Raw genomic sequence first — 17,487 nt, 5'->3', positions numbered from 1 at the left:
TTTTTAATTACTTTAGTACTAATGAAATTTATTCGATTTTTATTATTTCCGTTTGCCATTATTTATAGCATAGTTACCACTATTCGCAATTACTTTTTTGATGTTGGTGTTTTTAAATCAACAAGATTTGAAAAACCAATTATTGCTGTTGGAAACTTATCTGTTGGCGGAACCGGAAAAACGCCTCAAATAGAATATTTAATTCAGTTGTTAAAATCGAATTACAAAATGGGCGTTTTAAGCAGAGGTTATGGTAGAAAAACCAACGGTTTTATTCTGGTTGATGAAGCCAAAAACGCTTTAGAAGTTGGAGATGAACCTTTGCAGTTTTCTAAAAAATTTAAAGATATTACGGTTGCTGTTGATGAAAACAGAGTGCATGGAATAGAGCAATTAAAAAATACGGATGTTCTTTTATTAGACGATGCTTTTCAGCATAGAAAAGTAAAAGCAGGATTTTATGTGCTGCTAACAAAGTACAATGAATTGTTTTCGAATGATTTTGTGTTGCCAACAGGAAATTTAAGAGAACGAAGAATTGGTGCAAAACGCGCTGATGTGGTTGTTGTTACAAAATGTCCAACTACAATTGATGCTCTAGAAAAACAAGAACTACAACAGTTAATACGTAGATATTTTAAGGGCCCAATTTTCTTTTCATCAATACAATATGCTGATGTTTTGTTGTCAAATAATAATACTGAAATTAAAACTTCAGACTTGAATTTATACGAGGTTTTATTGGTGACAGGAATTGCAAACCCGAAACCATTAGAAGAACATCTATCAGCATTGAATTGTAGATTTAAACACGTAAATTTCTCAGATCATCATCAATTTACGGAAAAGGAAATCACTGATTTAAAAGAAAAATTTACTGCGTTAAAATCTGAAAATAAAATGATTCTAACTACCGAAAAAGATTTTGTGCGCTTGTCTAATCAACTAGAAAATTTGTATTATTTGCCAATACAAACCAGTTTTTTAGACGATCAAGAAAAGTTTGATTCTCTAATTACAAATTATGTTGAAGAAAGTTTATAATTTATTGCGATATAAACTTTTTATAATTCCGTCTGCCAATCCAATTTTAGGAACATAAATTTTTCTAGCTCCGCTCCATTTCATGGCAGATAAATAGATTTTTGTTGCAGGAATAATTACATCGGCTCTATCTGGATTTAAACTTAATTCAGAAATACGATCATCAAAACTCATGTTTTTTAAGAATTGATATTGTGCATTTAAGTAAATATAAGAAATCGGTTTGCCAAGTGTTCTTCCAGACATTTTAAACAGTTTGTTGATGTTTCCACCAGAACCAATTAAAGATAATTTTTTTAGATCTTTTGTGTTGGCTTCAACCCATTTTTGCACCTCTTTAAAGATAATTTTATTTTCTGCTTTGCTGTTGTTTATCAAACGAACAGTTCCCATTTTAAAAGACTTGCTGTTGATGATTTTTCCTCTAGAGAATATGGTAAATTCTGTGCTACCACCACCAACATCTACATATAAATAAGACGAATCACTTTGAATCAATTCGTTTAAATCTGTAGAAGAAATAATTGCAGCTTCTTTTTTACCACCAATAATTTCTATTTCTACGCCCGTTTTTTCAAAAATAACTTTGACAATTTCTTTTCCGTTTTCTGCTTCTCGTACGGCAGAAGTTGCACAAGCTTTGTACTTTTCTACATTATTAATTTTCATTATCAATTTAAAAGCTTCCATCGCTTCAATCATTCTTTGTGTGTTTTCAGGAGTAATTTCTCCAGAAACAAAGGTATCTGCACCTAAACGAATTGGAACACGAACCAATGAAGATTTTCTAAATTGAGGTTCTTTATCTTTTTCTACAATAACATTTGCAATCAATAAACGTATGGCATTTGAGCCAATATCTATAGCAGCATATTTTTTAATTTCTAACAAACGTCTTTTTTTTATTTATGATTTTTAGGAAATTCAATTAATGTTGTTTTTCCTTTTTTAATGCTTTTCCAATGTTCATTATCAAACTCAATTCCGATAACGCCACAAGTTGGTACGTGTGCAATTGGTTTGCCTCCATATTTATTTACAAATGTATTAATTCCGTGATCGTGACTAAAAATAATAGCAGAATTAAAGCTGTCATCTAATGCTTTTATGGTTTTTACCAAATAACCATCACTAAAATTATACAAATGTTTTTTAATGTATAAGTTAGATAATGGATAGCCAAAGTTGTCGCAAAAAATAATTGCTGTATGCAAGGCTCTGTTTGCGCTACTGGTTACAAAAACATCTGGTTTGTTAATTGTTTCTGCTAAGTAGTTAGAGATTAAGTGTGCGTCCTTAATGCCGCGTTCTTTTAATGGTCTATCGATATCTGCAATACCTTCATATTCCCAAGACGATTTTGCGTGACGAACAATATAGAGTGTTTTCATTCTAAAGTTTGATAAAGTAAATATAGAAAATTATGAAGCTAATCGTTCTTTTTTCCAAGAAAAATCTTCTTGTAAAGTATAGCGAATTCTGTCGTGCATTCTGTTAGGTCTTCCTTGCCAAAATTCGATAGAAATAGGTTGTATTAAAAATCCGCCCCAATGTTTAGGTCGTGGAATTTCTTGTTGATTGTATTTTTCTTCGTAGCTTTTTAATTGTGCGTCCAGTTCTTCTCTAGACGATACAACTTCACTTTGGTTTGATGCCCAAGCGCCTAATTTGCTTCCGTCTGGGCGCGATTCAAAATAACCGTCAGATAAATTTTCTGATAGTTTTTCTGCTTTCCCTTTAATGATGATTTGCTGTTCTAATCCAGCCCAAAAGAAAGACAAACAAATATGGTTGTTTGCTAAAATTGCTTTTCCTTTTTCAGAATTGTAATTGGTATAAAAAATAAAACCTTCCCACGTATATTTTTTTAATAAAACAACTCTGTTTTTCGGAAATCCATCTAAACCAATCGTAGAGATGGTCATGGCATTTGCTTCATCAACCATTTCAGAAGCATCGGCATTTAAAAACCATTGTTGAAACAATTCAAGCGGGTTTTCTGGGCAATTGCTTTCTAGCAGTTCTTGTTTTTCGTAACTTTTACGATAAGTACTTAAATCTTTAGCCATAAATTTGTTTTACCCAGTAAAAATACAAATGTTTTTTATCTGATAAAGAATTAGTTTTCTTTTTTACAAATCTTCATCTATAAAGACGAATCAAATTAAAATTATTGCATTTTTTTAGAAGTTTTTTTAATTTATTTTATTCAAATGCTTTGCAACAAATACGCCAATACTTGCACAGGCTTGTAGTAAATAACCGCCAGTGGGCGCATCCCAATTGATCATTTCGCCAATACAGAATTGATTTGGTAAGTTTTTTAGTTTAAAATTTTTGGTGATGGCATTTAATTCAATTCCGCCAACAGTAGAAATGGCTTCATCGATTTCAGCTGTATTTATAATTTCTAGTGGAAATTTTTTGATGAATTTAGCTAACGAATCTGAATTTAAATACAGCTCTTTAGAAAGCGTAGTTTTTAAAAGGTCGATTTGCGCCGAGCTTAGTTTGAGTGCTTTCTTTAACGTTGCCGTTGTGTTTTTTTGTGTTGATAAATTGATTTTAGACAGCACATTTTCTAAAGTTAACGAAGGTTTAAAATCGATAAAAAGGGTTGCTTTAGAATTTGAATTTAATTCTTCTCTAATTTTCGGACTCAATCCGTAAATAGCATTTCCTTCTAAGCCAAATTTGGTAATCACAGCTTCTCCTTTTTGTGTTGTACCACCACAAGAAATTGCGATGTTTTTTAACGGACTTCCTTCGTTTTTATTGATAAAATCTGATTTCCAATGGATTTGATATGCACAATTTGAAGCCACAAAAGGCGTTGTATTGATTCCTTTTTTAGCAAAGGTGTTTAGCCAATTTCCATCAGAACCAGTAATTTTCCAACTTCCACCTCCTAAAGAAAAAACGGTATAATCTGTTTGAATGGATTTGTTGTTAATTATCGGATTGTTATCAATGTCCCAATCAGAAAAAATATGTTCATCTTTAATGGCAATTCCTTTTTCTTTTAAAGAAGCAAGAATGGCATTTAGTACTTCAATCGGTTTAATACCTTCTTCCGGATAAACTCTCTTGCTGCTTCCAACATAAGTCGGAATGCCAATTTGGTTCAACCAATTTCTAAAATCAGTATTTGTAAAATTTAGTAATGCTTCTTCTAAAAAATCAGAAGGTGTATAACGTTTCAGTAATTGTTCCATCGGTTCTGAATGCGTGATGTTAAAACCGCCTTTTCCTGCAACTAAAAATTTTCGTCCAGTTGTTTTATTTTTTTCATAAATAGTCACATCAAATTTTGAAGTATCTAAAAAAGCCGCCAGTAAAAAAGCGGAAGGTCCTCCGCCAATAATAGAAATGGTTTTTTTCATGTTGAAAGCGTGATTTTTTACTTTAGGAATTTGTTGGTTGGTCTTTTATTTCTAAATAGCTTCTCCAAAAGTTAACAGGTTTTTATCAGGATCGAGCATCGAAAATTCTTTTTGTCCCCAAGGTTTTGTTTCTAACAAACCGTTTGGGTGAATCCTCGTTTTATGATCTAATAAGGTTTGATAAAAATTCTCAATATTGTCTGTTCTAATATAAACTTGACCATAATTTTCTTTTGAATTTAGCTCCTTAAACTCAAAAAAGTGCAATTGAATCTGGTCTTTTTCTAGCATTAAATAATACTCATAATCTGTTGTGCCAAATTCTTTAAAACCCAATTGTTGGATGTAAAAATCTCTGGTCACTTTTTTGTTACGCATCGGTAATTTTGGGTTGATGGATGTGAGCATGATATTTTAGTGATGTTATTTAGTAACTAATATAGCAAATAAAAATGTTAAGAAACTCGTTAGCATTTTTTAAAACGAACATGAATTAAAAAGCTGTTTACCAATTCTTTTAAGTATTGATTTATGCGGATAAAAGCTCCTTGCTTCTTTCAGATTCACGTTCAGACCAAAGAATAAAATCAGCACTTTTTGTTTTAAGCGCATCTAAAAATTCAGTTCGAACTTCCTTATCAATATTATTTATAATCGCAATTGCATTTACATTCTTTTTTGTGATTTTTTCACGAACAGGTTTTATATCGTCCCAAGAAAAAAGAAAAGTAGATAAATTTGATTTGTTTACTGTGTTGAATGATTTAATTACTATCTCTTTATTCTTTTTTGCAATTTGAAAATCAAAATTAAATTCTAAGCCTGTAGCACCTTTTGATATAAAATCAGGAGTGTAAATTATATTTTGAGAATCTAAATAATTCCTAACATCTTCCTTGAAAATTGAAGCAACATTATGTTTTGATAATACATATAAATCATTAATCTCAATTATTGCCGATAGAAAGTTGTGCTTTGATTGCGGAAAATTTTCAATGTTTGCCTCTAATGTTAATTCGTCACTTTCATATTTAACCCCATAATTTAAGAGTATTGTATCTAGAATTGTTCTACGTCTTTTTGAACCTTGAATATGTAGTCCCTGAAGTTCTAAATTTGACATAGTTTCTCCGTTGTCACTCAATTTTAAGTGATTTCCGTGTTTTTGAGCATAAATTTCAATTGTATCATTAAATGCTCCAACAAAAGGGGTGTTTATTAGAAACCAATCAGTGTTAGAATCCTTTTGAATAAAGGTTTTCTCCCTTAACCAGTTATAATAATCGTCCACATATGTATTTGCCCAATTCAAAGTATTGCTTGCTGAATGTAAATTAATGATTTTAGATTTATTCTCCGAGCAAAGTTAAATATTAAATCCGATATGTCTGATGCTTGAGTAATTTCTTTAACAGGAAAATCACTATCAATTAATGGTATTGCCCAAGCTAAAGGCTTATAGCCTTCAACATAGATGTGAATATGAGATTCAGTTGGGTCAAACCACTTGTTAGCGTATGGGATTAGAAAATCAGGTAAAGTAGGAAGTAAATTTGCTGGATTATGATGACCTCCTTTAAAATCAATTCTCAATAAACCAATAAATGAATTACTTTCTAAATGATGAATAGAAGTTTTAAGTATGATTTTTTGATTGGTTGTTATTTCAACCCAAAATTCATAATCAGAATCTTGATGTGAAATCAATTCCAATCTATTTTTCTTTTTAGATAAATCAATTATTTGTTTCGGGTTAGTTAAAACCTTTTCTAAACCTAATAAATAACTTGCTTCTTGGTTAGTTAGCATTTTTCTTAATATTTCTTACAATTTTTAATAAAGATACTAAAAATTGTAAACCTATTTATTTGTTATTCTCTAGCCGCTTTAAACTCGCTACCATCATACCATTTCGGGAAATAATCTTCGTTTGCTAATTTACTACCCACATTAAAAAAGAGTTGTAAATCTAATTGTACACCACTTAATTCTGTGGTTGCTGCATCGTATTCATCAGAAGGTTGGTGGTATTTATTGTGTTCGTAAAAAGCATTGTAGGCTTTTATTTCTTCAATACTTTTGTCAAATCCTTCATAAGAACCACTTGCGTACAAGGCCGGAATTCCGATTTTCGCAAAATTAAAATGATCTGATCTAAAGAAATAGCCTTTCTCTGCCACAGGATCTGGAATGATGTATCTGTTTTGTTGCAACGCAGCTTCTTCGGCATATTCGTCCATTTCAGATTGTCCAAAACCAGTAATCGTTAAGTCTTTCATTTTTCCTGGACTGTCTAGCGCATCAATATTAATATTTGCCACCGTTTTCTTCGGATTAAAAATTGGATACGCTGCATAATACGCAGAACCTAACAATCCTTGTTCTTCTCCGGTTACTGCCATAAATACGATAGAGCGTTTAGGTGCTTTTCCTTTTTTAAATGCTTCAGCAATGGCTAATAAACCTGCCGTTCCAGACGCATTATCAACAGCGCCGTTGTAAATAGAATCTCCATCAATCGGTTTTCCAATTCCAAAATGATCCCAATGCGCAGAATAGATAATATATTCATCTTTTCTGTCGGTTCCTGGAATCATGGCAACCACATTTTTAGAAACGTCTTTTTTGATTTTGTTTTTAATATCAACCGAAACATTTAACGCTAACGGAACTGGTTTAAACCCTTTTTCTCTAGCCATTTTTTTGTAATCTTTTCCTTTCATGGTAGATGCGTCAAACATTTTAGCTGCGCTTTCTCCGCTAATCCAAGATTCCACATTTAGTTGCGGAGCATCACTTTCTATAATCAATCGAGCACCGCTCCAACCAGACTCTATTACATTCCAACCATAAGAAGCTGGTTCTGTATCGTGAATGATAATTAATCCTGCTGCGCCTTGTCTTGCCGCTTCTTCGTATTTGTACGTCCAACGACCATAATACGTCATTTCGTTTCCTTTAAATAAGGTAGAATCTCCAGATTTAAAACCAGGATCATTAATTAAAACAACCGCCGTTTTTCCTTTCCAATCAATGCCTTCATAATCATTCCAACCATATTCTGGAGCAACGATTCCGTATCCTGCAAAAACAAGTTCAGAGTTTTTAAGACTCACATGTTCTTCAACTTTATTGGTTGTTGCCACAAAATCTTTCAATGCTTTTAAATTGAATGTTCCTTTTTTGCCAGCAATTACCATGTTTTCTGATGGCGTTCCAGTAATTTCTACCATCGGTACATCTTGATAAAAACTATCGCCGTTTCCTGGTAAAAGCCCTAGTTTTTCAAATTCATCTTTTAAATAGTTTACGGTAATTACTTCTCCTTTGGTAAAAGGTTTTCTTCCCATAAAATCATCGGAAGCCAAGCGTTCAATATGTTTTCCAATGGTTGTTTTGCTAACTTCAATGGTTTCTGATTTGTCATTATCACAACTTGCAAATACGATAACTGCGGCTGCTAAAAATTTTAAATAATTTTTCATAAAATGAGATGTTATTAATTTTTGGTTATTTCTTTTAAGGCAATCAATAAATTGTCTATTTCTTTAAAAGTATTAAAGATAGCAAATGAAACGCGAATGCTGTTTAAATTGTTTTCATAAATTCCGCGCAAACGTATTTTGTACTCACTATTTAGTTGCTGATTGATTTTTAAATTGTCTTTTCCGTGTATTTTAAAGGTAATCATAGAAGCAGAAAATTTTTCGTTTTCTGGAGTTAAAATTTCTATTTCAACAATGTCTTTTAATCCTTTTCTAAAATAGTTTGCCAATTCGCGTCCGCGTTTTGCAACATTTTCAATTCCAATTTCTGAAATAAATTCAATTGCGCTTCCCAATCCTAAAGAAATGGCTGCGTTTCGTGTTCCGTATTCTTCTCTTTGTACAGAATCTCGGTATTCCATTGTTAAGGAATTTAAATCATATTTACTGTCTGAGTACGCGCCAACAAAAACAGGATTTAGTTTTTTGATCCATTTTTTATGCATGTAAAAAACGCCAGTTCCCTTTGGACCAAACAACCATTTGTGTCCGCTACTTGTATAAAAATCTGGTTGTATATCTGTTAAATCGATGGAAAACATTCCCAATGCTTGTGCGCCATCAATGCAAGAATAAATATTTTTACTTCGGCAAAAAGCAGCAATTTCTTTGGCAGGTAATTTCATCCCGTTTGTACAGGTAATATGAGAAAAAGCAATCGCTTTTGTTTTTGAAGTGACCGCGTTTTTGATGATTTGTAAATTTTTTTCACCCTCTACATCCAAGTCGATTAATTTGACAACAATGCCCAAATCTTTTTGCAAAGCCATCCAAGGCGCAGCACCGCCAACGTGCTCGTGAGTAGAAATAATTACTTCGTCACCAGCTTTTAAACGCAAGGTTCTGGCAATTATATTCATGCCTTCTGTCGCATTTCTGATCACGGCAATTTCATCTACAGAGGTATTTAAAAATTGTGCAATTTGTTGATGCGTTTTTTTTGTTAAATGATGTCCGTGACTACATTGAGTTTCTAGTTGTTCAATGGTTTTGCAAACGGTATTCACAACCATTCTTGGCGACGGACCTAAACTAGCGGTGTTTAAATACTGTCTGTTTTTCGGAAACAAAAATTGTGCTCTAATTTTTTTCCAATCGATTTGGTTGTAGTTGTTGGTTTCTAACTTGAATTCTGAATCTAAGTTTACAGATTCAATTGAATTGTTTGCTTGTAAAAACGGAATTCCGACCGTATAAAACAAACCACCTAAAATGCTTTTTTGTAGAAAACTACGTCTTGTTGCTTTAGACATCACTAGTGCTTTTTGAGCAAGTTAATTGGTTTAATTTAGAACGACAATTTTCTTATTCTTGATTTCGTTTTGTGTGTTCTCGATGCATCACTCAAAAAAGCGTGACACTCGAACTGACAATTGATGTTGTGTAATTTATAAAAAAAATGATTTGTAGGGTAGGGTAAATTGCGCTGTAGTTGTCTTATTAGTAGAAGCAACAAAAAGAGTTGCTGATACATTAAAACGAATGATATGAAAACAATGAAAACAATTTTGACAGTGCTGTTATTTCTTTCTGCAAATTTTATACATGCGCAGGAATCAAAAACCGTTACCAAAGAAGATAAGAAGAAATATTATCAAAAAAGAGCAAAAGAAGATGCTAAGTTTGAGCAACAATTTAAAGTAAAATCGAAATCTGAAGAGAAAAAATTCTGGAAAGAGCAGAAAAATTATGAGGAAGATTTAAAAAGAAAAGATAGAGTAGCTTACGAAGCATATATGGAAGGAAAAAGAGATGCCTATGCAGAACATAGATCGCATTGCGATAGCCATTGTCATCATGGGTATTATTACGAGTACCATGCAAGCTTTTATTACAATGGGCATTATGAATATGAAAGAAGTAGGTATAGAAGATCTTCTGGAGCGAGTATTAGAATAGGAACCCCAAGTGTACGATTACGTATTTTTTAGGGTCTATGATCAATAAAAAAAACCGTTGAATTTTCAACGGTTTTTTTGAATGAGTTTTAGAAACTATTTTTTAACTTCTGATTTTTTAATGTCGGTAACAAACTTGTCTAACTTTCTGCCGTATAATGAGTTTTTAACTTCTGGTGATAACGATTTGTTAATGGTATCTAGCCATTTAATATTTGCGTTTGCCAATTCTGTCAATGCTAAATAAGGTCCAACCGTATTGTCTTTGTTATTTAACGCAAAGTTTACAGTAACCATATAACGTCTTCTCAATAAGTTTTCATACTCTTTTTGAATGATTGCTAAAGAATCTTTATTTTTCGATTTTTGTGCGTAAAATTTACGTTGAATTAAATCTAAATTTTGATCGTTAAAACGTCTAGCTATTTTTGTGTAATTGTTTAAGATATCTTGATTTTTAGAGCCTGTAATTACTGGGTTTATTCCAAATTTAGCAACATCATCAGTAATATTAATAATCCCTTTATCAGCAAAAAAGGTAATGTATTTATTGGTGGTGTTTCCATCAAAAGTAACATAATACATTTCTGGTTCATCTACATTTGCAGTTAATGTAAATTGATCGCTTCCTAAAACAGCAACAGAATCTATTGTTTTTAAAAGAGTGTCGTTTACGATCTTTTGTAGATACAACGTTCCTTTTTTTAATCCTTTTATTTGACCGTTTACAATCATGTTTCCTTCTTTCTTAGAAGAACAAGAAACAATTAGTAGAGCGAAACCTAAAACAAGTAAATTTTTCATTGATAAAGTATAATTTTTGCGTTTGCAAATATGCGTATTTCTGTTAAACTTTTGATGCTAATTCTAGTAAAATTGTACAGAGAATTGCTCCAACAGTTCCAATTGCATATCCAAAGACAGCCAATAAAACGCCAACAGTTGCTAATGATGGATGAAATGCTTGTGCAACAATAGGAGCAGAGGCGGCACCACCAACGTTTGCCTGACTTCCAACAGCTAAAAAGAAATACGGCGCTTTGATGAGTTTTGCAACTAAAATCAACAATCCAGCGTGGATAGACATCCAAACGATACCAATCACAATTAAACCCGGATTTTCAAATGCTTGATTTAAATCCATTTTCATTCCAATTGTTGCTACTAAAATATAAATAAAAACACCCCCTAATTTACTTGCGCCAGCGCCTTCGTAATTCCGTGCTTTTGTATAAGACAAAGCAATGGCTATAAGTGTAGAAATACTAATCAACCAAAAGAATTGAGAGTCTAAAAAAGTAAACATGTTCTTAATAGTTGGTGAAGCTATATTTGCAACCAAGCCACTAAAAAATTGACTTAAGTATTTGGAAGAAAAATGCCCAAAACCAACAGTTCCAAAAGCAATGGCTAGCATTACCATCAAATCTGTTAACGACGGATTCCTCTTTACTTTTTGGGTAAAGTTGATTACTTTTTCTTTCAATTCTTCTATGGCAGAAGTATCCGCTTTTAACCACTTGTCTATTTTGTCTTTTTTTCCAATTCCAATTAATAATACTGCCATCCAAATATTAGCAACAACGATATCCACAATTACCATTCCGCCATATTTTGCTGGATTGTATTGGTAAATTTCTAGCATGGCTGTTTGATTTGCTCCGCCACCAATCCAACTTCCTGCCAACGTAGAAAGTCCTCTCCAAACAGCATCAAAATTTGCACCACCAACAGTTTCTGGAGAAAAAATGGATATCAATAAAATAGCAATGGGACCACCAATGATAATTCCCACAGTTCCTGTAAAAAACATGATCAATGCTTTAGAGCCTAAATTAAAAATGGCTTTTAAATCGATGCTTAATGTCATTAAAATTAACGCAGCAGGCAATAAAAATCGACTAGAAACATAATACAAACTAGAACTATGTTTTACAATTTCTCCTGCAGAATTTGTTGTTTTCCATTCTGGAGCGATCACACCAAGAGTAGTAAATATTGCTGGTACAAAATACGCCATAAACAACCCTGGAACTATTTTGTAAAATTTAGGCCAAAAACCAGATGTTTTTGATTCTGTATAAAATACAAAACCCAGAGAGATCATTAATAGTCCGAAAACAATTGCGTCATTTGTAAAAATTGGTGCTGTCATTATAAAATATTTTTGGCTAAAGTATTAAAATTAAAGGCACAAAAAAAACGAAGCAGTTACGCTTCGTTTTTTAGATTAGTTTGCAGAAAACCGTTTCGTTTTCTTAAAGGGCGAAATTTGAATGGATTCAACTTCGCTTTTGTATTTTTTCCAATCTGTAGTAAAGAAATTATTTGTTTTGTTTAGCGCATCTTTTAATGCGTCTTTAAAATTAGTTATCAGTTGGGTTTCTGTTTTGGTTATTTTTCCAAAACGAGAAGCCAAAGGACCTCTTGCAGCTCCGTATCGTTGGTTTACGGTAACTTCTGCATTTCTAGTAATCCCTTGTCTTTTGTCTATTTTACCCAAATAGATTGCAATTAAATTTTCAATTTTTTTCGTAATTTCTTTAGACGCTTTTATCTGGTCAGCGTACTTTTTCTTATCAGTTTTAACTAATTTATCAGAAATTTCTTTGACCGCATTTTTACTTTCTACCAATTGTTTTACAACTTCGGCAATGGTTTTACCCTGTGCTTCTAATTGTTTGCTCATTTCGTAACGCGTAGAAATGTCTGTTTTAGAATAGGTTAATCGAGGATCAAATTTAACTTTAATTGATTGTTCAGAAACTTGATTTCCGAAACTCATTTTAAGTTTGTAAGTTCCTGGTTTTACTCTAATTCCGCCTGGTTCTCTAGTTGATTTTCGTAAAGATCTTGATGCTCTGGCAACTCCTTTTTCATCCAAAGACCAATACATTTTATGTACGCCATTTTCTTTTGGAGCTTTTTGTTTTAAAGTTCTAATCAAACGATTTCCATCAAAAATTTCTAATTTGATAGAATCCCATTTAATGGTATTCTTTTCGGCATCTTTTTTCTTTACGTCTTTGTCTGTTTTTTCTTTTTTTGGTGCATTGATGTAAAACGAAATTGGTGCGCCACGTCTTCTGTTTTCTCCTTGAAATAATGCATCTGCCCCAAATCTACTTCCGGTTGGTTGTATAAAATTTGCTTGGTACGCAATTGGCGGTTCAAATAATTGCAATTTTGCAGCAAAGTTTTTACTGTTTTTAGCCAATTCTCTTAAAGGTTTGATATCATCTAAAACCCAAGCAGCTCTACCAAAAGTTCCAATGACTAAATCGTTTTCTCTTGGTTGAATTACCAAGTCTTTTACAGGAACAGTAGGAAAACCGTTGGTCCATTTTGTCCATTTTTCTCCAGCATTTAAAGAAATGTACAATCCATCATCAGTTCCTAAAAACATCAAATTCGGATTCTCAAGATCTTCTAAAATACTTAAGGTATAACTTTGTACATCTTTTTCATCAACAATTCGGGTCCAAGTTCTTCCATAATTTTTCGTTCTATAGGCATACGGAGTGTAATTAAATCGACGATAATCGTTTGCAATTAATAAAGCTTCTCCTTTGTTTTTGTTGGATGCTTTTATTTGTGCAATCCAGCTTCCTTCAGGCAATCCTTTTATGTTTTTAGAAACATTTGTCCATGTTGCGCCACCGTTTTTAGTGACTTGCACATTTCCATCATCGGTACCAACCCAAAGCATGTTTTTTTCTAAAGGCGAAGGTTCTATGACTAAAACGGTAGTGTGGTTTTCTGCTCCAGTTGCATCCAAAGTTAAACCACCACTTTCTGATTGTTTTTGTTTGTTAGGGTTGTTGGTTGATAAATCTGGTGAAATCACATTCCAAGTAGTTCCTTTGTCTGTACTTTTATGTACAAATTGACTTCCAAAATATATTGTTGAATTATCAAAAGGATCTTGACCAATGGCACTATTCCAATTAAAACGTAATTTTAATTTTGGATTTGGATGCGTTGGTTTTATGGAATAACTATAACCCGTATTTCTGTCGTATCTAACAACAGAACCTTGTTGACTCATTGCGTAACCATAACGAGAATTATCTTTGTCTGGTACCACATCAAATCCGTCTCCAAAAGCCAATTCTTGCCAATACGAGTTTCGAATTCCTTGCGATTTCCAAACATAGGCTGGTCCGCCCCAAGAGCCGTTGTCTTGCATTCCACCATACACATTATACGGAAAGTCATTATCTACATTGATGTGATAAAATTGCGCCACAGGAAGATTTCCTATAAAACGCCACGTTTTTCCTTTGTCTTTGGTGATGTTTAATCCGCCATCATTTCCATCAATCATAAAATTTCCATCTTTTGGATGAATCCACCAAGCGTGATGATCTGGATGAACGCCATTATCTACACCATAAGCTGGCATTAATTGACTAAAATTTTTACCACCATCATCAGAAACATTGATGTATGTAAAAACAGAATACAACCTGTTTTCGTTTTGCGGATCTACATAAATTTCTGAATAATAAAAAGGACGATTTCCAATTCCGGCTTTGTCATTTATTTTTTTCCATTTAAATCCGCCGTCAATACTTTTGTAAAGCGCATTCTTTTTTGCTTCTACCAAAGCATAAATTGTATTCGGATTGCTTCTAGAAATTGCAACACCAATTCTTCCTAGCTCTCCTTTCGGAAACCCTTCTTTTTGGGTGATTTTTTTCCAGTTTTCCCCTCCGTCATGTGTAATGTACATTCCACTTCCTTCTCCACCAGATTTAAAAAACCAAGGATCGCGCTTGTGTTCCCACATGGCAGCAATTAATTTATTTGGATTTGATGGATCCATTACCAAATCTGCCGCCCCTGTTCTGTTATTGTTAAATAAAATTTGTTTCCACGATTTTCCTCCATCAACAGTTTTGTAAACGCCACGTTCTGGATGTTCTCCCCAAGGCGAACCGATTGCAGCTGCATACACAATGTCTGGATTTGTAGGGTCAATTACCACACGATGAATATGACGTGTTTTTTCTAATCCCATTGATTTCCAAGTTTTCCCGGCATCCAAAGATTTGTAAATTCCGAATCCGCCATTTAAACTATTTCTAGGATTTCCTTCTCCAGTTCCAACCCAAATGACACTTGGATTTGATTGTTGAATGGCAACAGATCCAATAGAAGCAGTAAGTTCTTTATCGAAAATAGGGTCCCATTTAATTCCTGCTGAGGTAGATTTCCATAAGCCACCAGAAGCAGTTCCGGCGTACATAATATTGGTGTCAGATTGTACAACATCAATGGCTGTAACACGTCCGCTCATTCCGCCAGGACCAATATTTCTTGGTTTCATGTTTTTTACTAAATCCATTGAAAATTCTTGTGAGAATATCAGCGGAGCAATAAAAAGAAATGCAATTGAAAGTAATTTTTTCATGAGGTTTTAATTAGTTGTTAAAGATTGAAAGTTACAAATTATTTAAAAGAACTAACTCTTAAAAAAATGTTAACAAAGAAAAAAATGTTAACAAAGAAAAAGCGAAGAATATTATTCTTCGCTTTTCTTTTTCGGTTCTCTTTTGGCTTCTTTTAAATTTTGCATCAGCATCCATTCAATCTGACCGTTGGTAGATCGAAATTCGTCTGAAGCCCATTTTTCAATAGCTTTCATCATATCTTCATTTATCCGCAAAGCGAATGCCTTCTTTTTTGCCATGGTTACTTTTTTATAAATGCAACAATCGTTGTAATTAATTTTTTTGAGATTGGAAAATCTGCAGTATAATATGATTTCATATTATCGGCATCTTTTTCAATGTTTTTTAATACGTGATTCATATTTTTTATAAGCACTAATTCTGATGATGGTTTTGCATGGTGTAACGCAGTTGCATCTTCAACTTTTACTTGTAAATCTTTGGTTCCGTTGATAATTAAAACCGGAATGGTTAGTTTTTTAATTTCTTCTGTTGGATTATAATTTGCCCACGATTTTAAAAAAGGAAGGTTCGCTTTTGAAAAAATAGAAAATAAAAATGGATTTATATTTTTAATACTTCCTGTTTCTTTCAATTCTTTAAAATGTGCTGCTGCTGATTCGCCTAAAAGAGCGTTTTGTGCAGTAATTTGCTTTACCATCGTTTTATCTATGGATTCTCCTGGTCCAGAGATAGAAATATATTTAGTTGCGTTTTTTGATGCCAACATGGCAATTAACGATCCTTGACTGTGTCCAACCAAAATAATTTCAGAAAAACGTTTATCGTCTTTAAAATGTGTGATTACTTTTTCTACATCCTCTTCAAAATCTGTAAATACAATTCCTTTTAAAAATTTAAAGTTTTTTGGGTTCGATGTTCTTTTATCAAAACTAAAAAAAGCAATATTATTTTTGTTGATTTCGTCTCTAAATTGTTTGATGTAATTTGCTTTTACAATGGCACTTTGATTTCCGTTTCGATCTACATTTCCAGAACCATGAACCCAAATTACCAACGGAGTTTTTGTATTAGTAAACGTTAAAGTTCCAGGTAATTCTATAGAGTCGTTTTGTATCAGAATTTCTTCTGATGTAATTTTTGATTGACCGTGCGAAACCGAAAAAATCAATAAGAATAGGTATAGAGATTTAGTTTTCATCTGTGCTTATTTTGTCTTCGTAGGTTTTTAAAACGGAATTTACATCGTTTAAAAGTTGTGTTCCAATTAAAATTTTCTTTCCGTTTTTTAATTCGAGTTGCAAACCTAAATCTCCAGAAACAGTATAAGCAATCCCTTTCTTTTTTCTTGAAAGAAAGCTGGTTTTTAATCCCCAGCCACCATATTCTGTTATCGCATAATATTTTCTGGTGTTGGCAGTTTTTAATGCTGACCAAGCAATTGTTTTTGGAGAGAAATGAAACGGGAAAAATTGAAAATGAATTCCCTTTTCGTCGATTCTTGTTTTTAATTTAAAGAAAAAAATTGGCAATACACATAAAGGCAATAATAAAATTGAATAAAGAAATTCACTCATACTCATTGTTGTATTTTCTTTAGAAAACTCTTTAAAAATTATAAAAATTGGCACTAGAGTACTAATTGCTATTAAAACAATAAGCCAGCTTTGTGTAAATCGTTGTTCTTCTTTAAAAACTCTCATTACCTATTTTTATCTCTTTCTAAAACGATGCGGGTATTTTGTTCTCCAATATGAATTACTCTCCAGCCACTTTTAGCATTTTCATTTAAAGTGTCTTCTAAGCGTTCATTGTTTTTAGACAATCCCATTTTCCAATTGATTACTTTATATTCTTTCATTTTTATTCTTTTTTACATTCTTTTTTCTTTTGTTTATCGAGTATTAAACCGATAACCAATCCTACACCAGCTCCCATAGGTAAGCCTAAGCCAGTACTGCTAAAAATAATTCCGATTCCCGCTCCGAATATCATTCCGATGATTGCGTTTTTATTTTTCATTTTATGTATTTGCAAAAATTAAAACTCCAATACTAATTAGCGCTATAAAAATAACGAATAGTATAAAAAGTACTTTTTTGTTTTTAACTTGAAATCCTAACATACATTTTTTTTAATTAGATACTATAGATTAGTAGTAGTGAGATAAAAAAGATCACAATTGCTGCTAATGTTAAAA

General features: G+C 32.6%; 19 protein-coding genes. 2 read left to right on the top strand and 17 right to left on the bottom strand.

Annotated features, from left to right (window positions below; genetic code table 11):
- Nucleotides 1–21: 21 nt before the first annotated feature.
- On the top strand, nt 22–1,044 hold the full coding sequence (lpxK, locus tag KCTC32516_RS00435; RefSeq protein ID WP_301401099.1) for a tetraacyldisaccharide 4'-kinase: 1,023 nt from the start codon (nt 22–24) through the stop codon (nt 1,042–1,044).
- Here lpxK and KCTC32516_RS00430 read toward each other — a convergent pair.
- The 9 genes from KCTC32516_RS00430 to KCTC32516_RS00390 form a co-directional block, all read right to left on the bottom strand.
- Nucleotides 1,039–1,935: a Ppx/GppA phosphatase family protein gene (locus KCTC32516_RS00430; protein ID WP_301401097.1), complete on the bottom strand. Its 897-nt coding sequence runs from the start codon at nt 1,933–1,935 to the stop codon at nt 1,039–1,041. The two genes, lpxK and KCTC32516_RS00430, sit on opposite strands and share 6 nt — an antisense overlap.
- An 11-nt stretch (nt 1,936–1,946) precedes the next feature.
- Entirely contained in the window at nt 1,947–2,435 is a 489-nt protein-coding gene (locus KCTC32516_RS00425) for a SixA phosphatase family protein (protein WP_301401095.1), read from the bottom strand.
- A 30-nt stretch (nt 2,436–2,465) separates the two neighbouring features.
- Nucleotides 2,466–3,113 carry a pyridoxamine 5'-phosphate oxidase gene (gene pdxH / locus KCTC32516_RS00420; RefSeq protein ID WP_301401093.1) on the bottom strand — a complete coding sequence of 216 codons (648 nt, stop codon included), beginning with the start codon at nt 3,111–3,113 and terminating at the stop codon, nt 2,466–2,468.
- 126 nt (nt 3,114–3,239) lie between these two features.
- A complete protein-coding gene (locus tag KCTC32516_RS00415; RefSeq protein ID WP_301401091.1) occupies nt 3,240–4,427 on the bottom strand; it encodes a BaiN/RdsA family NAD(P)/FAD-dependent oxidoreductase in 1,188 nt (395 codons plus the stop codon).
- Nucleotides 4,428–4,478: 51 nt separating this feature from the next.
- Nucleotides 4,479–4,835 carry a bleomycin resistance protein gene (locus KCTC32516_RS00410; RefSeq protein WP_301401089.1) on the bottom strand — a complete coding sequence of 119 codons (357 nt, stop codon included), beginning with the start codon at nt 4,833–4,835 and terminating at the stop codon, nt 4,479–4,481.
- A 121-nt stretch (nt 4,836–4,956) separates the two neighbouring features.
- Nucleotides 4,957–5,739, bottom strand: a complete 783-nt coding sequence (locus tag KCTC32516_RS00405) for a DUF1828 domain-containing protein (RefSeq protein ID WP_301401087.1) — start codon at nt 5,737–5,739, stop codon at nt 4,957–4,959.
- Nucleotides 5,736–6,236, bottom strand: coding sequence for a DUF6978 family protein (locus KCTC32516_RS00400; protein ID WP_301401085.1), 501 nt, complete (start codon nt 6,234–6,236; stop codon nt 5,736–5,738). Before KCTC32516_RS00400 ends, KCTC32516_RS00405 begins: the two co-directional genes overlap by 4 nt.
- 62 nt (nt 6,237–6,298) lie before the next feature.
- Complete coding sequence (locus tag KCTC32516_RS00395; protein ID WP_301401083.1) at nt 6,299–7,912, bottom strand: M28 family metallopeptidase; 1,614 nt, start codon at nt 7,910–7,912, stop codon at nt 6,299–6,301.
- Nucleotides 7,913–7,926: 14 nt separating this feature from the next.
- Nucleotides 7,927–9,225, bottom strand: a complete 1,299-nt coding sequence (locus KCTC32516_RS00390; RefSeq protein WP_301401082.1) for an aminotransferase class V-fold PLP-dependent enzyme — start codon at nt 9,223–9,225, stop codon at nt 7,927–7,929.
- Between the two features lie 234 nt (nt 9,226–9,459).
- Here KCTC32516_RS00390 and KCTC32516_RS00385 point away from each other — a divergent pair, with 234 nt between their 5' ends.
- The gene (locus KCTC32516_RS00385) at nt 9,460–9,903 is read left to right on the top strand and encodes a hypothetical protein (protein WP_301401081.1); all 444 of its coding nucleotides are present in this window, start codon (nt 9,460–9,462) and stop codon (nt 9,901–9,903) included.
- 63 nt (nt 9,904–9,966) lie between these two features.
- Here the strand turns inward: KCTC32516_RS00385 and KCTC32516_RS00380 are convergent, their stop codons facing one another.
- From KCTC32516_RS00380 to KCTC32516_RS00345, 8 genes are all read right to left on the bottom strand, one after another.
- Nucleotides 9,967–10,674, bottom strand: coding sequence for a DUF4369 domain-containing protein (locus KCTC32516_RS00380; RefSeq protein ID WP_301401080.1), 708 nt, complete (start codon nt 10,672–10,674; stop codon nt 9,967–9,969).
- 43 nt (nt 10,675–10,717) lie between these two features.
- Nucleotides 10,718–12,025, bottom strand: coding sequence for a DUF819 family protein (locus KCTC32516_RS00375; RefSeq protein ID WP_301401078.1), 1,308 nt, complete (start codon nt 12,023–12,025; stop codon nt 10,718–10,720).
- Between the two features lie 75 nt (nt 12,026–12,100).
- A complete protein-coding gene (locus KCTC32516_RS00370; RefSeq protein ID WP_301401076.1) occupies nt 12,101–15,286 on the bottom strand; it encodes a WD40/YVTN/BNR-like repeat-containing protein in 3,186 nt (1,061 codons plus the stop codon).
- A 111-nt stretch (nt 15,287–15,397) separates the two neighbouring features.
- The gene (locus KCTC32516_RS00365; RefSeq protein WP_301401074.1) at nt 15,398–15,565 is read right to left on the bottom strand and encodes a type II toxin-antitoxin system antitoxin; all 168 of its coding nucleotides are present in this window, start codon (nt 15,563–15,565) and stop codon (nt 15,398–15,400) included.
- A gap of 2 nt (nt 15,566–15,567) precedes the next feature.
- Nucleotides 15,568–16,488: an alpha/beta fold hydrolase gene (locus KCTC32516_RS00360; protein ID WP_301401073.1), complete on the bottom strand. Its 921-nt coding sequence runs from the start codon at nt 16,486–16,488 to the stop codon at nt 15,568–15,570.
- Entirely contained in the window at nt 16,478–16,990 is a 513-nt protein-coding gene (locus tag KCTC32516_RS00355) for a hypothetical protein (RefSeq protein WP_301401072.1), read from the bottom strand. Before KCTC32516_RS00355 ends, KCTC32516_RS00360 begins: the two co-directional genes overlap by 11 nt.
- Nucleotides 16,990–17,148, bottom strand: a complete 159-nt coding sequence (locus KCTC32516_RS00350; protein WP_301401071.1) for a DUF4177 domain-containing protein — start codon at nt 17,146–17,148, stop codon at nt 16,990–16,992. Before KCTC32516_RS00350 ends, KCTC32516_RS00355 begins: the two co-directional genes overlap by 1 nt.
- 2 nt (nt 17,149–17,150) lie before the next feature.
- Nucleotides 17,151–17,309, bottom strand: a complete 159-nt coding sequence (locus KCTC32516_RS00345) for a hypothetical protein (RefSeq protein ID WP_301401070.1) — start codon at nt 17,307–17,309, stop codon at nt 17,151–17,153.
- Between the last annotated feature and the right edge of the window lie 178 nt (nt 17,310–17,487).

It is taken from the genome of Polaribacter huanghezhanensis (genome assembly GCF_030444335.1).
GTDB classification, from domain to species: Bacteria; Bacteroidota; Bacteroidia; order Flavobacteriales; family Flavobacteriaceae; genus Polaribacter; species Polaribacter huanghezhanensis.
The sequence above is the reverse complement of the archived record's forward strand: the minus strand, read 5'-3'. Positions and strand labels throughout refer to the sequence as shown.